Origin of the sequence: Achromobacter sp. ACM03 (genome assembly GCF_014851665.1) — a bacterium.
Classification (GTDB): Bacteria; Pseudomonadota; Gammaproteobacteria; order Burkholderiales; family Burkholderiaceae_B; genus Achromobacter; species Achromobacter aegrifaciens.
In genome coordinates, this window is record NZ_JACVAD010000004.1 from 306667 (window position 1) to 323995 (window position 17329).

At 66.0% G+C, this 17329-nt stretch carries 13 protein-coding genes; 9 read left to right on the forward strand and 4 right to left on the reverse strand.

Going from position 1 to position 17329, the window contains the following annotated elements:
- Positions 1–11 precede the first annotated feature (11 nt).
- The 4 genes from cydX to IB257_RS20735 are packed head-to-tail and all read left to right on the forward strand — an operon-like array spanning position 12 to position 4221.
- Complete coding sequence (gene cydX / locus IB257_RS20720; protein ID WP_043546919.1) at positions 12–137, forward strand: cytochrome bd-I oxidase subunit CydX; 126 nt, start codon at positions 12–14, stop codon at positions 135–137.
- On the forward strand, positions 134–1912 hold the full coding sequence (gene cydD / locus IB257_RS20725; protein ID WP_192492739.1) for a thiol reductant ABC exporter subunit CydD: 1779 nt from the start codon (positions 134–136) through the stop codon (positions 1910–1912). Before cydX ends, cydD begins: the two co-directional genes overlap by 4 nt.
- The gene (cydC, locus tag IB257_RS20730; RefSeq protein ID WP_119450192.1) at positions 1909–3612 is read left to right on the forward strand and encodes a thiol reductant ABC exporter subunit CydC; all 1704 of its coding nucleotides are present in this window, start codon (positions 1909–1911) and stop codon (positions 3610–3612) included. Before cydD ends, cydC begins: the two co-directional genes overlap by 4 nt.
- 54 nt (positions 3613–3666) lie before the next feature.
- On the forward strand, positions 3667–4221 hold the full coding sequence (locus IB257_RS20735; protein ID WP_054457754.1) for an adenine phosphoribosyltransferase: 555 nt from the start codon (positions 3667–3669) through the stop codon (positions 4219–4221).
- A gap of 18 nt (positions 4222–4239) precedes the next feature.
- On the opposite strand, the gene IB257_RS20740 is transcribed toward IB257_RS20735, so the two are convergent.
- Positions 4240–5130: a LysR family transcriptional regulator gene (locus IB257_RS20740; RefSeq protein WP_013396712.1), complete on the reverse strand. Its 891-nt coding sequence runs from the start codon at positions 5128–5130 to the stop codon at positions 4240–4242.
- A gap of 383 nt (positions 5131–5513) precedes the next feature.
- Here IB257_RS20740 and IB257_RS20745 point away from each other — a divergent pair, with 383 nt between their 5' ends.
- A complete protein-coding gene (locus IB257_RS20745) occupies positions 5514–5897 on the forward strand; it encodes a DUF4148 domain-containing protein (RefSeq protein ID WP_054457753.1) in 384 nt (127 codons plus the stop codon).
- Between the two features lie 433 nt (positions 5898–6330).
- Positions 6331–7443 carry a porin gene (locus tag IB257_RS20750; RefSeq protein WP_054457752.1) on the forward strand — a complete coding sequence of 371 codons (1113 nt, stop codon included), beginning with the start codon at positions 6331–6333 and terminating at the stop codon, positions 7441–7443.
- 171 nt (positions 7444–7614) lie between these two features.
- On the opposite strand, the gene ilvA is transcribed toward IB257_RS20750, so the two are convergent.
- Complete coding sequence (ilvA, locus tag IB257_RS20755) at positions 7615–9123, reverse strand: threonine ammonia-lyase, biosynthetic (RefSeq protein WP_054457791.1); 1509 nt, start codon at positions 9121–9123, stop codon at positions 7615–7617.
- Between the two features lie 73 nt (positions 9124–9196).
- Here ilvA and IB257_RS20760 point away from each other — a divergent pair, with 73 nt between their 5' ends.
- Together IB257_RS20760 and IB257_RS20765 are read left to right on the forward strand one after the other, a co-directional pair.
- Positions 9197–9733 (forward strand): YqaA family protein, encoded by a 537-nt coding sequence (locus tag IB257_RS20760; protein WP_054457751.1) that lies wholly within the window; start codon positions 9197–9199, stop codon positions 9731–9733.
- 133 nt (positions 9734–9866) lie between these two features.
- Entirely contained in the window at positions 9867–13826 is a 3960-nt protein-coding gene (locus IB257_RS20765; RefSeq protein ID WP_119450193.1) for an FAD/FMN-binding oxidoreductase, read from the forward strand.
- A 90-nt stretch (positions 13827–13916) separates the two neighbouring features.
- Here IB257_RS20765 and IB257_RS20770 read toward each other — a convergent pair whose 3' ends face one another.
- The gene (locus IB257_RS20770) at positions 13917–14885 is read right to left on the reverse strand and encodes a tripartite tricarboxylate transporter substrate binding protein (protein ID WP_054457749.1); all 969 of its coding nucleotides are present in this window, start codon (positions 14883–14885) and stop codon (positions 13917–13919) included.
- Between the two features lie 129 nt (positions 14886–15014).
- Complete coding sequence (locus IB257_RS20775) at positions 15015–15734, reverse strand: YggS family pyridoxal phosphate-dependent enzyme (protein WP_175213034.1); 720 nt, start codon at positions 15732–15734, stop codon at positions 15015–15017.
- 199 nt (positions 15735–15933) lie between these two features.
- On the opposite strand from IB257_RS20775, the gene IB257_RS20780 reads away from it, so the two are divergent.
- Complete coding sequence (locus tag IB257_RS20780; protein WP_054457747.1) at positions 15934–17175, forward strand: PLP-dependent aminotransferase family protein; 1242 nt, start codon at positions 15934–15936, stop codon at positions 17173–17175.
- The last annotated feature ends 154 nt before the right edge of the window (positions 17176–17329 follow it).

Here is a 17329-nt window from a genome sequence, read left to right on the forward strand (position 1 = left end):
GAGCCTCCACCATGTGGTATTTCTCGTGGATACTCGGTCTGGGCCTGGCGTGCGCCTTCGCCATCCTCAATGCAATGTGGTTCGAGCTGCGCGAGGGTCATACCCATGATCCGCGCGCCAGCCGCGACGACGAGTGAGCGGCGGCGCCAGCAGCCTCGAGCACGATCCCTCGGCCACCCTGAACAAACCGCCGCGCGAACAGTCGCGGTGGTTGATGGCGCTCGCCAAGACGGCCAGGCTGCCGCTGATGCTGGCGGGCGCCGCGCCTCTGGTCAGCGGCGCCTTGCTGGTGGTGCAGGCCTGGTTGCTGGCCAGCGTGCTCGACGCGGCCATCGTCAGGCAGGCGCCCCGGCAGGAGCTGCTGGGCGACATCCTGGCTATCGCAGGGCTCATGCTGGTGCGCGCCTGCATCACCTGGGCGGGCGAGCGCGCGGGCGCGGACGCGGCCGAGCGCATCAAGCGCCACGTGAGGCTGTCGCTTTTCCGGCGTTTGGTGCAGAAGGGGCCGTACTGGAGCCGGGGGCAGGCGTCGGGAGAACTGGCGAGCGCAGTGGTGGACCAGGTCGAGGCCCTGGACGGGTTCTTTGCCAAGTACCTGCCCGCCATGGCCGCGGCCGCCATGCTGCCGGTCGCTTTTTCGGTGGTGCTGCTGCCGATGGACGTGATTGCCGGACTGGTCCTGCTGATCACGGCGCCGTTGATTCCCTTGTTCATGGCCCTGGTGGGCTGGGGCGCCCAGGGCGCAAGCCGCCGGCACCTGCGCGCCTTTGCGCGCTTGTCGGGCTTCTTTGCCGATCGGCTGCGCGGTCTGTCCACCCTGAAGCTCTATGGCCGCGCCGAGGCTGAAGCCGAGTCTGTCGTGGCGGCCAGCGACGCGCTGCGCCAACGCACGATGTCGGTGCTGCGCATCGCGTTTCTTTCATCGGCGGTGCTGGAGTTCTTCGCGGCGCTGGGCGTGGCCGGGGTGGCGGTCTATATCGGATTGACCTATCTGGGATTCCTGGATCTGCGCTGGTCGCCGCTCACTCTGCAGGCAGGGCTGTTCTGTCTGCTGATGGCGCCGGAGGTCTATGCACCGTTGCGCCAGTTCGCGGCGCACTATCACGATCGCGCGGCCGCGCTTGCGGCAGTTTCGCAGATCTCCCTGCTGTTCGATGGCTTGCCGCAGGCTGGCGATGCTGCAACCGATGGAGCGCCTGGCGCAGGCAAGGCCGCCGCAGGCCCGGGACGCGTTTCCAAAAGCCGCGGCCCCGGCGCCGCCCTGGCCATCGCGGGTTTGAACCTTGACGCGCCAGGCCGCAGCCAGGCGGTACTGGCGGACGCTGGCCTGACCTTGGCGCCCGGCGAGCATGCCGCGCTGATGGGGCCCAGCGGCATCGGCAAATCCTCCCTGATCGAGGCGATTGCGCGCCTGCGGCCGTTTCAAGGCGATATCCGCATCGACGGCGTGCCCTTGCCGGATTGGGGCGAGGCGGCACTGCGCCAGCGCGTGGCGCTGATTGGGCAGAAGCCGCAGCTGCTGACGGGATCCATCGCCGACAACATTCGCCTGGGGCGTCCGGAGGCTTCCGATGCCGAAGTGCAGACGGCCGCGCGCCGCGCCTGCGTGCTGGAGTTCGCCGAGGCCCTGCCGCAAGGGCTGGCGACGCAACTGGGTGGCCGCGGGCACGGCCTGTCCGGCGGCCAGGCGCAGCGCGTCGCGCTGGCGCGTCTATTCCTGCGCGATCCGGGCTTGATCCTGCTGGACGAACCCACGGCGCATCTGGACGAAGGCACGCAGGCGCGCGTGCTGGACGCGATCCTGGAATTCTCCGCCGGCCGCACCTTGTTGCTGGCAACGCACGCGCCCGCGGTGGCGGCCCGGCTGGGCAGGACGTTGCAGGTGGTTGGCGGAAAAGTGGAAGACGCATGAAGAATCTGTTGTTGCTCCTGCCGCTCTATGTGCGCCGTAAAAGCGGGCTTTTACTCGCATTGTTCTGCGCGCTGGCCACCGTGGCGGCCGGCGTGGGCCTGCTGGGCGTGTCGGGCTGGTTCCTGACCGGCGCGGCGCTGGCGGGGGCGGGCGGCGCGTTCAATCTGTTTGCGCCTTCGGCGCTGGTGCGGGGTTTGTCGTTCCTGCGCATCGTGGCGCGTTACGCCGACCGCGTAGTGGGCCATTCCGCCACGCTGCGCCTGCTGGCGGACCTGCGCGCCAAAGTGTTCTCGGCCTTGATCCGGCTTACGCCGCGGCAATTGGCGCGCTATCGCGACGGCGATCTGGTGGCGCGCATGACGGGCGACGTCGACGCGCTCGATACGGTCTTCCTGTTTGTGCTGGCGCCCTTGATCACCGCCATCCTGGCGGGAGCGGTGTTGACCGCGGTGTTGGGATCGTGGGTGCCCGCCGCCGCACTGGCGCTGGCCCTGGCCTTGCTGGTCGCATGCGTGCTGGTGCCCTTGTGGCTGCTGCGCGCCGCGCGCAAACCTGGCGCGGCGGCCCAGGAGAGCGCGGCGGGACTGCGCGCCGCGACGCTGGACGCGGTGGATGGGCATGCCGACATGGTGGCCTTGCACGCGCAGGCGCAGACGGCCGCGCATTTCGAACGTCTGTGCGACGCCAGTGCGCTCGCCCGCCGCAGCCAGGCGCGGGTGGCTGCGCGGGGACAGTTTTTCCTGCAGGCCGCCGCCGGCGCATCGGTGCTGGCCTTGCTCTGGTTCGGCCTGGACACGCTGGAGATGGGGCGTATGGAAGGTCCCACGCTGGCCGGATTGTTGCTGGCGGTCATCGGCATTTTCGAAGTGGCCGGCCCGATCATGCGGGGCGCATCGCGCATGGGCTCGGCCATCTCGGCGGCCGGACGCATCCGTGAAGTCACGCAAAGCGAGCCGGACATGCAGGATCCGACGACGCCCCGGGCCTTGCCCGAGAGCGGCGCGCTGGAGCTGGACGGCGTGCGCTTTGCCTATCCCGCCCGGGGAGCGGCCGCGAGTCCGCCCGTGCTGGCCGGCGTAAGCCTGCGCGTGGCGCCGGGCGAACGGATCGCCATCGTGGGACCCAGCGGCGCGGGCAAGTCGACACTGTTGCACCTGCTCCTTCGTCTGGAAGACCCGCAGGCGGGACAGGTGCGTTTCGGCGGCTGCGACGCGCGCGCCTGTACGCAGGCGGATTGGCACCGGCGCATCGCGCTGCTGTCGCAGGACGCTCCCGTGTTCCTGGGAACCCTGCGCACCAATCTGCTCATCGGCGATCCCGAGGCGGACGACGCCGCCTTGTGGCGCGCGCTGGACGCTGCGCGGCTGGGCGACTTCGTGCGTGGCCTGCCCGATGGCCTGGACACCTGGGCGGGGGAGACGGGGTCGCAGCTGTCGGCGGGACAGGCGCGCCGCTTGTGCCTGGCGCGTGCGCTGTTGTCGCCAGCTGCGGTCATCGTGCTGGACGAACCCACTGCCGGTCTGGACGTCGAGGCCGAAGCGGCATTCTTCAGCGATCTGGCGGGCGCCTTGCGGGGACGCGCCGTGGTGCTGGCCACCCACGCTGCGTTGCCCGCAGGGGCGGTCGATCGCCGCTACGCACTGCAGGGCGGCCGGCTACAGCAATGTGAATTGTCATCGCGGACGGCAACCCTGGCTTAAGCGCTGTTGCGAGGTTATAGTTCGCCTTGCTTCAATTCTTCAGGGCCGTCTTCCATGCAGACCGACAACGCCGAGTACATCCGGCGCACCATCCGCAGCGTTCCAGACTGGCCCCAACCCGGTGTCATTTTTCGCGACATCACGCCCGTGCTGCAGGATCCGCGCGCGTTCCGGGTGCTTATCGATCTCTTCGTCTATCGCTATATGCGCCAGCGCCTGGACCTGGTGGCTGGCGTGGATGCGCGCGGCTTCATCGTGGGCAGCGTGCTGGCTTACGAACTCAATCTGGGCTTTGTGCCGGTGCGCAAGAAGGGCAAGCTGCCGTTCCGCACCGTGGCCGAGGAGTACTCGCTCGAGTACGGCAACGCGTCGGTTGAAATGCACACGGACTCCGTGCGCACCGGCCAGCGCGTCCTGCTGGTGGACGACCTGATCGCCACCGGCGGCACCATGCTGGCCGCCATCAAGCTGCTGCAGCGCCTGGGCGCCAACGTGGTCGAGGCGGCCGCCATCATCGATCTGCCCGACCTGGGCGGTTCCGCCAAGGTCGCCGCCACCGGCACGCCGCTCTACACCGTCTGTCAGTACAGCGCCGACACGCCCGCGTAACTCATCAACAACCGCCGCTCAAGCGTCCGACAACCTGGGTTGTATGAAATCCAGGAAAGCCTTGGTCTTCGCCGGCAGCATGCGCGAAGGCAGCAGCGCGAAGAGCGGCAGGGGCGTCAGGCTCCACTCCGGCAGCACCCGCACCAGGCCCGCTTGCTTGATTGCGCGTTCCATCGCGTCAAAGACCAGCAGCGGCGTGATGCCCAGGCCTTGTCCGGCCAGCCGTCCGAGCATGCCGACGTTGTTGGCCGACAGGCGTCCCGACACTTGTACGCGTTCCACCTTGTCGCCCGAATGCAGCATCCAGAAGGATGACTCCTCGCGCATGGTGGGGCGCAGACATTCGTGATGGCTGAGATCCGCGGGCACCCGAGGCTCGCCGTGGCGGGCCAGGTACTCGGGAGAGGCATATAGCTGATGGGCCATCAGCACGATCTTGCGCGAGATCAGGCTGGAGTCCGGCTGCTGGCCAAAGCGCAGGATCAGGTCGAACGGATTGCTGATGGGGTCGATCGGGCGCATGCTCAGATCGAAGTCGCATTCGATATCCGGATGCTGCTCGCGGAATTCGCTGATGACGGCGGGCAGGAACAGCTGCGCCAGGCTGGTGGGCAGCGAGATGCGCAGGCGTCCCTTGGGTTGCACCGCCATGTCCAGCAACTGATCGTGCGCAATGCGCGCTTCTTCCACGATATGACGGCAGCGTTCGAAGTAGATGGCGCCGGCCTCGGTCAGGTCGATCTTGCGCGTGCTGCGGTTGAGCAGCCGCATGCCGATGCTGCGCTCCAGTTCGCTGACGCGGCGCGAGAGCGTGGACGTGGGAATATTCAAGGCTTCGGCCGCGTGGCTGAAGTTCTTGCGCTTGGCGACTTCGACAAACAGAGCGATGTCGTTAAGCTGGATATCCATGGGGGCTCTCACGATTTAATTCCATTTCTGGGTGGATTCATATGATAAATGGAATAATTGTCCCGCCAGTAGAAATGTCTATTTCCCCACGCTGAACGGCGCATCCACCCGATCAGCTGCATATGTTCTCTTACCTAGCTTGCTTCCCGCTGAATGCTGGCAAGTCTTGCCGTCGCTGGATGGTATGGGGAACCGTGCAAAAAATGCGCAGATTCTGGCGATAACATCCCGTAATTGTCCCATCTGTGCAAATATGTTCCCCAAAATAAGGGTTTTTACTAGGCCGCAATCGCCAGATACTTCGTCCCAGCAATCAAATTGTCATATCGCACCTGCCAGCCTGGCAGAAGACGATGTGCAAGGTTTAGGATGGAGTCATCTCAATGAAAGCCCTAGCTACCGCACTCATGGTTACCGCAACGTTGGTGGGTATGTCCGCCGCTCACGCCGATGGCAAGACGCGTGAACAGGTCCAGCAGGAACTGCAAGCCGCCAAGGCCGCCGGCCAGGTCACGTTTGGTGAACTGGACTACCCGCCCGCCACCGTCGAGCGCACCAGCCTGTCGCGTGAACAAGTCCAGCAGGAACTGCAAAGCGCCAAGGCCGCTGGCCAGGTGACCTCTGCTGAACTGGACTACCCGCCCAAGGCCGCCGTGTCGCAAACCGCGGGCAAGAGCCGCGAACAAGTGCGCCAGGAACTGGCTGAAGCCAAGGCGCGCGGCGAGTACAGCTTCGGTGAACTGGACTATCCGCCCCAAGGCCGTTAAGTCGCCCCGCTACCAAGGAAAAAGCCCCTACGGACGCCGAGGGGCTTTTTTCTGCGCGGTGCGCACGGCCGCGCTTGCCAAATAGTGTCGCGTTTGCGCATCAGAATTGTGCGAATCAGCCAACAAGTCTTGTTGGTCAGTCGGGCGCGGCAGGAGAATGTCCGAGGCTTGTTTGTTTTTTTGCGAGCCTTAATTCGCATTTGATATCAACACGTTAACGCAGGTTTCCAAAGAAGGTAGCTAGTAAGAGGGCCGTGATTATCCCAACCATGGAAAGTAGTTCTTCGAAATCCGGGTTACTTCGAATTGGCGCAGGCTGGACACTGGCTTCAGTGCATGCGCCGCTAACTTGTTCGCAGCGGCACGCAGACTCCCAGCTCTGTGCGCGGTGGGTTTGCGGTTTGCCTTTCATCTCGCCATTTTGGGGACTTATATGAAGAAGACGCTATTGGCTGTCGCGCTGCTGGCTGGTTTTGCCGGCGTTGCGCAAGCCGCAGACTCCGTGACGCTGTACGGCTTGATCGACGCCGGTATTGGCTACGAGAAGGTCAAGTTCGACGGCAATTCGCAAAGCCGTTTCGGCGGCGTGCAGGGCGTGAGCAGCGGCTCGCGTTTTGGCCTGCGCGGTACCGAAGATCTGGGCGACGGCCTGCGCGCGGTGTTCACGCTGGAAGGCGGCTTCGGCCCCATGAACGGCAAGTCGCTGCAGAACGGTCGCCTGTGGGGCCGCCAGGCCACCGTGGGCCTGGACAGCGATACCTGGGGCCGCCTGGAATTCGGCCGCCAGACCAACCTGGCTTCCAAGTACTTCGGTTCGATCGACCCGTTCTCGATCAGCTACAACACCGCCAACATGGGTACCACGTTCGGTAGCGCCAACACGATGCGCCTGGACAACATGGTCCTGTACCAGACCCCCAGCATGGGCGGCTTCAAGGTGGGCGTGGGTTACTCCTTCAGCGCCGATGACGCCGTCAGCGACACCTCGCAGACCGGCTTCCAGACTGGCAACAACAACCGCGTGCTGACCGCGGGCGTGCAATACGTCAACGGCCCGTTGAACCTGGCTGCTGCGTATGACCGCTTCAATCCGTCCAACGGCCAGACCGGCGGCAAGTCCGAAGCCCGCATCCAGGAATACATCCTGGGCGGTTCGTACGACTTCGAAGTCGTGAAGGTTGCGGCGGCATTCGGTCAGACTCGCGACGGCTGGTTCGTCGGCCAGAACATGGGCACCACGCCCGCTGGCATGCAGAACCTGGGCACGTTCAAGCTGGCCGACGGCTTCCGCGCCAATTCGTACATGATCGGCGCGACCGTGCCGCTGGGCCGCCACGCGGTCTTCGGTTCGTGGCAGCGCGCGACCGCCAGCAACGACAAGCTGACGGGCGACGACGCAACGTTCAACGTCTACAGCTTGGGCTACACCTACGACTTCACCAAGCGCACCAACCTGTACGCGTACGCCTCCTACGGCGACAACTACGCGTTCCAGCGCGATGCGACCGACACGGCAGTCGCCGTGGGTGTGCGTCACCGTTTCTAAGCGCTAGGACGTCCGGCAAGACCTTGCTGAATGCGCGGCTCATCTCCGTGGGCCGCCGAGTGACAGCGAACCCCCCCACTGGTTGCCGCCGGACGTTTGTAGAGCAGGGAAGGGAAGGGCCTCCGTATGGAGGCCCTCTCGTTTTTGTGCGTCCGCGTGACGGGCGCGGCTCTACAGGAACAGCTTGTAGGCCGGATTGTCGGTCTCGTTCCAGTGGGGATAGCCCAGTTCCGCGACGAAGCTGCGGAACTGCTTCTTGTCGGCGGGCGGCACCTGGATACCGATCAGGATGCGGCCATAATCCGCGCCCTGGTTGCGGTAATGGAACAGGCTGATGTTCCAGTCCGGATTCATGGCGTTCAGAAAGCGCATCAGCGCGCCCGGGCGTTCCGGGAATTCAAAGCGGTACAGCAGTTCGTTGCGCGCCAACGCCGAGCGCCCGCCCACCATGTGGCGCAGGTGGGTCTTGGCCATTTCGTCGTGGGTCAGGTCCAGCGTGTCAAAGCCGTGGCGGCGGAAGTTTGCGGCGATCTTGTCGGGTTCGGACGCCGAGGACACCTGGATGCCGACGAAGACGTGTGCGCGGTCCGCGTCGGAGATGCGGTAGTTGAACTCGGTCACGCTGCGCTCGCCCACCAGTTCACAGAAACGGCGGAAGCTGCCGCGCTGCTCCGGCATGGTGACGGCGAACACGGCTTCGCGCATTTCGCCGACCTCGGCGCGTTCGGATACGAAGCGCAGCCGGTCAAAATTCATGTTGGCGCCGCAGGCGATCGCCACCAGCGTCTTGCCCTTCAGATTGTGTTCGGCCGCGTACTGCTTGGCGCCCGCGACCGCCATCGCGCCGGCCGGCTCCAGCACGCTGCGCGTGTCCTGGAACACGTCCTTGATGGCTGCGCAAATCGCATCGGTGTTGACCACCACGAAGTCGTCCACGTACTGGCGCGTGAGCTTGAAGGTCTCCGCGCCTACCATCTTGACCGCCGTGCCGTCCGAGAACAGCCCCACATCGTTCAACTGCACGCGGCGGCCCGCGCGCACGCTGCGCAGCATGGCGTCGGAATCTTCCGTCTGCACGCCGATGATCTTGATTTCCGGGCGCAGCTGCTTGATGTAGGCGGCCACGCCCGCGATCAGCCCGCCGCCGCCGATGGCCACGAAGATGGCGTCGATCGGGCCGGGATGCTGGCGCAGGATCTCCATGCCCACGGTGCCCTGGCCGGCGATCACGTCAGGGTCGTCGAAGGGGTGGACGAAGGTCAGCTTCTCTTTCTTTTCCAGGATCTGCGCGTGCGCGTAGGCGTCAGAAAAGCTCTCGCCGGCCAGCACGACTTCGCCGCCCAGGCGGCGCACCGCGTCGATCTTCACTTGCGGGCTGGTGGTGGGCATGACGATGACGGCGCGGCAGCCCAGCCGGCTGGCCGCCAGCGCCACACCCTGGGCGTGGTTGCCCGCCGAGGCCGCGATGACGCCGCGGTTGCGCGCGGCCGGGCTCAGGTTGGCCATCTTGTTGTAGGCCCCGCGCAGCTTGAAGCTGAACACCGCCTGGGTATCTTCGCGCTTGAGCAGCACCGTGTTCGAGATCCGCTGCGACAGCAGCGGCGCCGTCTCCAGCGGCGATTCGACCGCTACGTCGTAAACCTTGGAGGTCAGGATGCGTTTCAGATAGTCAGTGGACATGGACAGCGGGCGGGGCAAGAAGTAGGAAGGTGGGGCAGATTATGCACCCGCGCGCGGCTACACTCGCCCCACTATGGAAGAAAGTCTGTTATCCGCTGTGCATTGGATGCTGGGGGTGCTGTCGCTGCCCTCGGTCGGCCTGTCCGCGATCTTCACGGTCTCGCTGGTGTCCGCGACCCTGCTGCCCTTGGGTTCGGAACCCGCCGTGTTCGGCTACATCAAGTTGGCGCCGGACATGTTCTGGCCGGCCATCCTGGTGGCGACCGCGGGCAATACCGTGGGCGGCGCCATCAGCTATGCCATGGGCCTGGGCGCCGAGCGCGCCGTGCAGCGCTGGAAGGAACACCACCCCCATCCGCATCCTGACGCGACCGAAGGCGGACGCATGCGCGGACGCTGGAACGAGCGGGCCCATGACTGGATCCACCGCATGGGGCCGCCGGCGCTGCTGCTGTCCTGGCTGCCCGCAGTGGGCGATCCGCTGTGCGCCGTGGCAGGGTGGCTGCGGCTGTCGTTCTGGCCTTGCGTGGTCTACATGGCCATCGGCAAATTCCTGCGCTATCTGGTCATGACGGCCGGACTGCTGTGGTTTTTCCCCGGGCAGATCTAGCGCCAGGATTGCACTTAATTGGGGACGTACCACCCCTCTCGTTTCCGAGTTTCGAGCGCTTCCCTAGGGGTATTAGGGGCCAGACTCGGCCTATGGCATAAAATAATTTTTTAAGGGCCCCCTTCTTGCAGCCATGAACGCCCCACTCGCTAGCCACATCTTGAACGGGGCGATGCCGCCCGCAGCACCCGCGCGCTTGCGCGAAATCCCGTACAACTACACGTCGTTTTCCGACCGCGAGATTGTCGGCCGCTTGCTGGGCGACGACGCCTGGAGTCTGCTGAGCGACCTGCGCGGCGAACGCCGCACCGGCCGTTCCGCGCGCATGCTGTACGAGGTGCTGGGCGACATCTGGGTGGTGCGCCGCAACCCTTATCTGCAGGACGACCTGCTCGACAACCCCAAGCGCCGCAAGCAGCTCATCGAAGCCCTGCATCACCGCCTGGGCGAAATCGACCGTCGCCGCGAACCGGACGTGCCCGCCGAGGCCGGCCATGATCCGCACCGCGACGAGAAGGTCGTCGGACTGCTGGCGCGGGCGCGCTCCGCCATCGCCGCATTCGAGGGCGAATTCGACCAGACCGCCATGATGCGCAAGCAGGCGCAGAAGGTGCTGGGCCGCATCACCGCCCGCGACAACATCAAGTTCGACGGCCTGTCGCGCGTCTCGCACGTGACCGACGCCACCGACTGGCGCGTGGAATACCCCTTCGTGGTGCTGACGCCGGACTCGGAAGACGAGATCGCCGCGCTGGTCACAGCCTGTATTGAACTGGGGCTGACCATCATCCCGCGAGGCGGCGGCACCGGTTATACCGGCGGCGCCATTCCGCTGACCTGGAAGTCGGCGGTGATCAACACCGAAAAGTTCGACAAGCTGGGCAAGGTCGAGTCCTGTCTGCTGCCCGGGCTGACCGAGCCCGTGGCGGTCATCCATGCCGGCGCCGGTGTGGTGACCAAGCGCGTTTCCGAGGCCGCCGAGGCCGCGGGCTTCGTGTTCGCCGTCGACCCGACCTCGGCCGAGGCTTCCTGCGTGGGCGGCAACATCGCCATGAACGCGGGCGGCAAGAAGGCCGTGCTGTGGGGCACCGCGCTGGACAACCTGGCCTGGTGGCGCATGGTCGACCCGAACGGCAACTGGCTGGAAGTCAGCCGCCTCGACCACAACATGGGCAAGATCCATGACGTGGACGTGGCGCGCTTCGAGCTCAAGTGGTTCGACGGCCGCGGCAAGCCGGGCGAGCGCCTGCTGAAGACCGAAACCCTGGAAATCCAGGGCCGCGTGTTCCGCAAGGAAGGCCTGGGCAAGGACGTCACCGACAAGTTCCTGGCTGGCCTGCCCGGCATCCAGAAGGAAGGCTGCGACGGCCTGATCACGTCGGCGCGCTGGGTGCTGCACCGCATGCCGCGCTACACGCGCACCGTCTGTATGGAGTTCTTCGGCCAGGCGCGCGACGCGATCCCGTCGATCGTCGAGGTCAAGGGCTACCTGGACGGCGAAGGCCGCGCCCGCGGCGCCATCCTGGCAGGTCTTGAGCACCTGGACGAACGCTATCTGCGCGCGGTGGGCTACGCCACCAAGAGCAAGCGCGGCGTGCTGCCCAAGATGGTCCTGATCGGCGACATCGTCGGCGACGACGAAGACGCCGTGGCCGCGGCATCCAGCGAAGTCGTGCGCCTGGCCAACACGCGCCACGGCGAAGGCTTTGTGGCCGTCAGCCCCGAAGCGCGCAAGAAGTTCTGGCTGGACCGTTCGCGCACCGCTGCCATCGCGCGCCACACCAACGCCTTCAAGATCAACGAAGACGTGGTGATCCCGCTGCCGCGCATGGGCGAGTACACGGATCACATCGAACGCATCAACATCGAACTCTCGACCAGCAACAAGCTCAAGCTGCTGGGCGAGCTGGACGCCTATCTGTGCACGCCGTTGCCGGTCGGCAAGATCGACGACACGGACGTCGAGACGACCCGCGCCGAAATGCTGGCCGAGCGCACGCGCCAGGCGCTGGAACTGGTGGCCGCCGTCCGGCAGCGCTGGCAGTGGCTGCTGGACAACCTGGACCTGCCGCTCCTGCAGGCGCTGCCCGAGCTGCACGGCCTGGGCCTGGGTGAATTGCAACCCGCCTTGTCGGACCGCCTCGCGGCGCAGCCCGGCGCACGCGTCTTCGACGTGGTGCAGGACCGCACCATCCGCCTGTCCTGGAAGACGGAAGTGCTGGCGGGCCTGCAGCGCACGTTCTCGGGCGCAGCCTACAAGAAGATCATCGACGAGATGATCGCCATCCATGGCCGCGTGTTGAAGAGCCGCGTGTTCGTGGCGCTGCACATGCACGCCGGCGACGGCAACGTGCATACCAATATCCCGGTCAACTCGGACGACTACGGCATGCTGCAGGAGGCCCACCAGGCCGTCGAGCGCATCATGCAGATCGCCCGCGACCTGGACGGCGTGATCTCGGGCGAGCACGGCATCGGCCTGACCAAGTACGAATTCCTGACCGAGGCCGAACTGGCCCCGTTCCAGGACTACAAGCGCCGCGTCGATCCCAACGGCCACTTCAACGCCGGCAAGCTGATGCCGGGCGCGGACCTGCGCCACGCCTGGACGCCCAGCTTCAACCTGATGGGCCACGAGTCGCTGATCATGCAGCAAAGCGACATCGGCGCCATCTCCGAATCCATCAAGGACTGCCTGCGCTGCGGCAAGTGCAAGCCGGTATGCGCCACCCACGTGCCGCGAGCCAACCTGCTGTATTCGCCGCGCAACAAGATCCTGGCCACCTCGCTGCTGGTGGAAGCCTTCCTGTACGAAGAGCAGACCCGGCGCGGCGTCAGCCTCAAGCACTGGGAAGAGTTCGAGGACGTGGCCGACCATTGCACGGTCTGCCACAAGTGCTACAACCCCTGTCCGGTCGACATCGACTTCGGCGACGTGTCGATGAACATGCGCGCCGTGCTGCGCCGCATGGGCCGCAAGTCGTTCAATCCGGGCACGGCCAGCGCCATGTTCTTCCTGAACGCCAAGGATCCGGCGACCATCAACGCCACCCGCAAGGCGATGGTGGGCGTGGGCTACAAGGTCCAGCGCGCCGCGCATGACCTGCTGTCGGGCCTGGTGAAGAAGCAGACCGCCGCGCCTCCGGCCACGGTGGGCAAGCCGCCGCTGCGCGAGCAGGTGGTCCACTTCGTGAACAAGAAGATGCCCGGCGGGCTGCCCAAGCAGGCGGCGCGCAAGCTGCTGGACATCGAAGACGCGAACTACGTGCCCATCATCCGCGATCCCAAGGCCACCACGGCCGACACGGAAGCGGTGTTCTACTTCCCGGGCTGCGGCTCCGAACGCCTGTTCTCGCAGGTGGGCCTGGCCACGCAGGCCATGCTGTGGCACGCGGGCGTGCAGACCGTGCTGCCGCCGGGCTACCTGTGCTGCGGCTATCCCCAGCGCGGCAACGGCATGACGGACAAGGCCGAGCAGATCATCACCGACAACCGGGTGCTGTTCCACCGCGTTGCCAACACGCTGAACTACCTGGACATCAAGACGGTGGTGGTCAGCTGCGGCACTTGCTACGACCAGTTGGCGGGCTACGAGTTCGACAAGATCTTCCCGGGCTGCCGCCTGATCGACATCCACGAGTACCTGCTGGAAAAGGGCATCAAGCTGGAAGGGGCCAAGGGCGTGCGCTACATGTACCACGACCCCTGCCACACGCCCATGAAGCTGCAGGAACCCATGAAGACCGTGCGCGCCCTGGTTGGCGACGACGCCGTCAAGAGCGACCGCTGCTGCGGCGAATCGGGCACGCTGGCCGTGAGCCGTCCGGACATCTCCACGCAGGTGCGCTTCCGCAAGCAGGAAGAGCTGCTCAAGGGCGATGCCGCCTTGCGCAGCGACGGTTTCACCGGCGACGTGAAGGTGCTGACCTCCTGCCCGTCGTGCCTGCAGGGGCTGTCGCGCTATGAAGGCGACACCGGCATGGACGCGGACTACATCGTGGTCGAGATGGCGCGCCATATCCTGGGCGAAGGCTGGATGGAAGAGTACGTGCGCCGCGCCAACGCGGGCGGCATCGAGCGGGTGCTGGTCTAGGCCGGCAGTCCGCGCAAGATACGCGCAAGAAAAAACCGCGGCCATTGCTGGCCGCGGTTTTTTTTTCAGCTGTGGCAGTGAGCCGGAGGTTTACTCCAGCTTGATGCCGGCCTTCTTGATCACGTCCGCCCAGGCGCTGCGTTCCTGTTCGGCGTAGGCCTTGAACTCCTGCGAGGACATCGGCATCGGGATGACGCCCATGTCCAGGATCTTCTGCGATACGGCGGGCGACTTCAGCGTGGCTTCCAGGTCGGCGGCCAGCTTCTTGACGACGGGCTCCGGCAGGCCGGCCGGGCCGACCAGGCCTTGCCAGGCATAGGCGGTGAAGTTGGGCACGCCTTGTTCGGCCATGGTGGGCACGTCCGGCAGCGCGGCGACGCGTTCCGGAGTGGCCGCGGCCAACACGCGCAGCTTGCCGGCCTTGACGTTGGGCAAGCCCGAGGCCAGGTCGATGAACATCAGGTCCACCTGTCCGCCCAGCAGATCCTGCACGGCGGGCGCTGCGCCCTTGTAGGGCACGTGCAGCACGTTGGCGTTGGTACGCTGCTTGAAGAGTTCCAGCGCCAGGTGATGCGGCGAACCCGCGCCGGCGGACGCCGCCGACAGCTTGCCCGGCTCTTTCTTGGCGGCCTGGATCACGTCGTCCACGGTCTTGAACGGCGAATTGACGTTCACGGCCAGCAGCAGCGGGAACTTGGCGATGCCGCCGATGTAGGTGAACTTGGACGGATCGTAGGACAGCTTGGCGTACAGCGACGGGTTGAAGGCCAGCGTGCCCGAGTCGGCCGTGCCGACCATGTAGCCGTTGGCCTCGGCCTGGGCGATGGCGGTGGCGCCGATGATGGTGGCGGCGCCGGGGCGGTTTTCGACCACGATGGTCTGGCCCAGCGGCTTTTCCAGGCCGCTTGCCACCGTGCGCGCTACGACGTCGGTGCCGCCGCCGGCCGGGTAGGGCACGATCCAGCGGATCGGCTGGGTGGGCCAGGATTGGGCCGAGGCCGCGCCGGCGGCCAGGGACAGGGCGGCCAGCGCCAACAGGCGCTTCGCGTGCTTATGCATGGGGTGTCTCCAAGTGCGGAATTGAGTATGGGCCGCCGCCGCAGGGTATGCGGGGAGCCTGTTATGCGCCGTTATTATGCCTTGCGTCCCCGGCAATCGGCAGATGTTTTGTGCCCTGCTTTCAGCGGCTTATTGCGGATCGGGATAGCTGCGGGCGCCGAAGATCGCCGAGCCGATACGCACCTCGGTCGAGCCTTCCTCGATCGCCAGCTCGAAGTCTCCGCTCATGCCCATCGAGAGACGGTCCAGCGATACGCCTGGCAGGTTTTCCTGGCGCAGGCGGTCGCGCAACTCGCGCAGGGTGCGGAAGCAGGCGCGCACCTCGGCGGGATCCGGCGAATTCACGGCCAGCGTCATCAGGCCTTGCACGCGTAGCGTCGGAAAGTCGGCGGTGATGCGGCGCAGGAAGGCGGGCACGTCGGCGGGGTCCATGCCGTACTTGGTGGGCTCGGACGAAGTCTTGACCTGCACCAGCACGTCCAGCGTCCGGCCTTCGTTGGCCAGGCGGCGGTGCAGGGCTTCGGCCAGCTCCACCCGGTCCAGCGACTGGACTTCGGCCGCGTCGCGCGCCGCGTCGCGGGCCTTATTGGTCTGCAGATGGCCGATCAGCACCCATTGCAGGCCCAGGCCGTCCAGCGCCGCGGCTTTCTGGCGGATTTCCTGCGTCTTGTTTTCGCCGTAGCGGGTCAGCCCCAGCGCCATGCCCTCGCGGATGGCGTCCACGCCGAAGGTCTTGCTGACGGGCAGCAGCGTCACGCTGTCCGGGCTGCGGCCGGCGCGCGCGCAGGCGTCGGCGATGCGTTGCTGGATCTGGGCAAGGCGCCCGGCCATGGTGTCTACGGCGGTCATTCAGCTCTCTGGTAGGAACGGGATGTCCCATAGTGTAGGACTGCGCCCGATCGTTTCGCCACAGCGCCCGTGCGCGTCGTTGACCCTGTCTGATCGGCAGGCTTAGAATTTGAAGATATTTGTTTATATTTCAATGTTCTATGCCATCCGGCGCCGCCCCAGCGGGCGACACGGTATCCAACCTACACAGTCTCCCGCCATGTCCACCGCAGCGCCTGAATACGCTTTCGCCACGCCTTTCCTGAATCCCCCAGCTTCCCCCATCCGATCGCTCATGCCGTATGCCATGCGGCCGGGCACCATTTCGCTGGCGGGCGGCTATCCCGCGCAGGAACTGTTCGACGTGGAAGGCCTGTCGATCGCGTCGACCCAGGTCCTGGCCCGCCTGGGCGCCTGCCTGCAGTATTCCAACATCGACGGCCAGGCCAGCCTGCGCCACGAGCTGGCGCGTCTGTCGGCCGAGCGCGGCCTTATCTGCAACGCGGATACCGAGCTGGTCGTGACCGGCGGCTCGCAGCAGGCCCTGGCTTTGCTGACCCGCGTCATGCTGCAGCCCGGCGACCATGCCATCATCGAATCGCCCGCGTTTCCGAATTCCGTGCAGGCGCTGCGTTACACCGGCGCAACGGTGCATACGGTGCAGTCGGGTCCCGAAGGCATCGACGTGGACGCGCTGGACGAACTGGCCGGCCGCATCAAGCCCAAGATGGTGTGCGTGGTCGCATCGTTCTCCAACCCCTGCGGCGCGACCCTGACGCGCGAGCGCCGCCTGCGGCTGCTGGAACTGGCGGTCAAGCACCGCTTCCTGATCGTTGAAGACGATCCCTACAGCGAACTGCGCTTTGCCGGCGAAGCAGTGCCGCCCATCGCCGCGCTGGCCGAGGGCGAAGCGCGCCACTGGGCCGTGTACCTGGCCAGCATGTCCAAGACCATGGCGCCGGCGCTGCGCATCGGCTGGCTGGTGGCGCCGCCCGAAGTCCGCCGCCGCTGCGTCAGCGCCAAGGCAGCCGACGACATGGCCTCGTCCGCCTGGATCCAGGAAGTCGTGGCCCAATACCTGGCCAATGGCCGCTACGGCGAACACGTGCCGCGCATCCGCGCAGCCTACGGCCTGCGCTGTGACGCCATGGCGGAATCGCTGGCCCGCGAACTCAACGGCCGCGTCACCTTCAGCAAGCCCGAGGGCGGCATGTTCTTCTGGGCCCGCCTGACGGGCGAGATCGACGCCACGCGCCTCTTGCCCTACGCCATCGAGCACGAGGTCGTCTACGTGCCGGGCAAGGCGTTCTACGCGGATGCTGCGCAGGCCGACCTGCATGCCATGCGCATGTCGTTCGCCACCATGAATGAAAGCCAGATCGCCCAGGGCATGGTGCGGCTGGGCCGCGCGCTGGACGCGTGCGAGGCCAACGAACCAGTGTCGATCTCGCTGGCCGCCTGATGCCGGCTTGACGGCGCGCATGCGCCGCTGTGCGGCCTGTTGCTATGCTCTTCTGCCTGTCCGCCCCGGCGCTTGCGTGCCGGGGCGCGCATACCTAAATAAGCGCTGGTTATTTGGTTTGGGCGCTTCATGTCTATAAGCTTCTTGCCTCGGC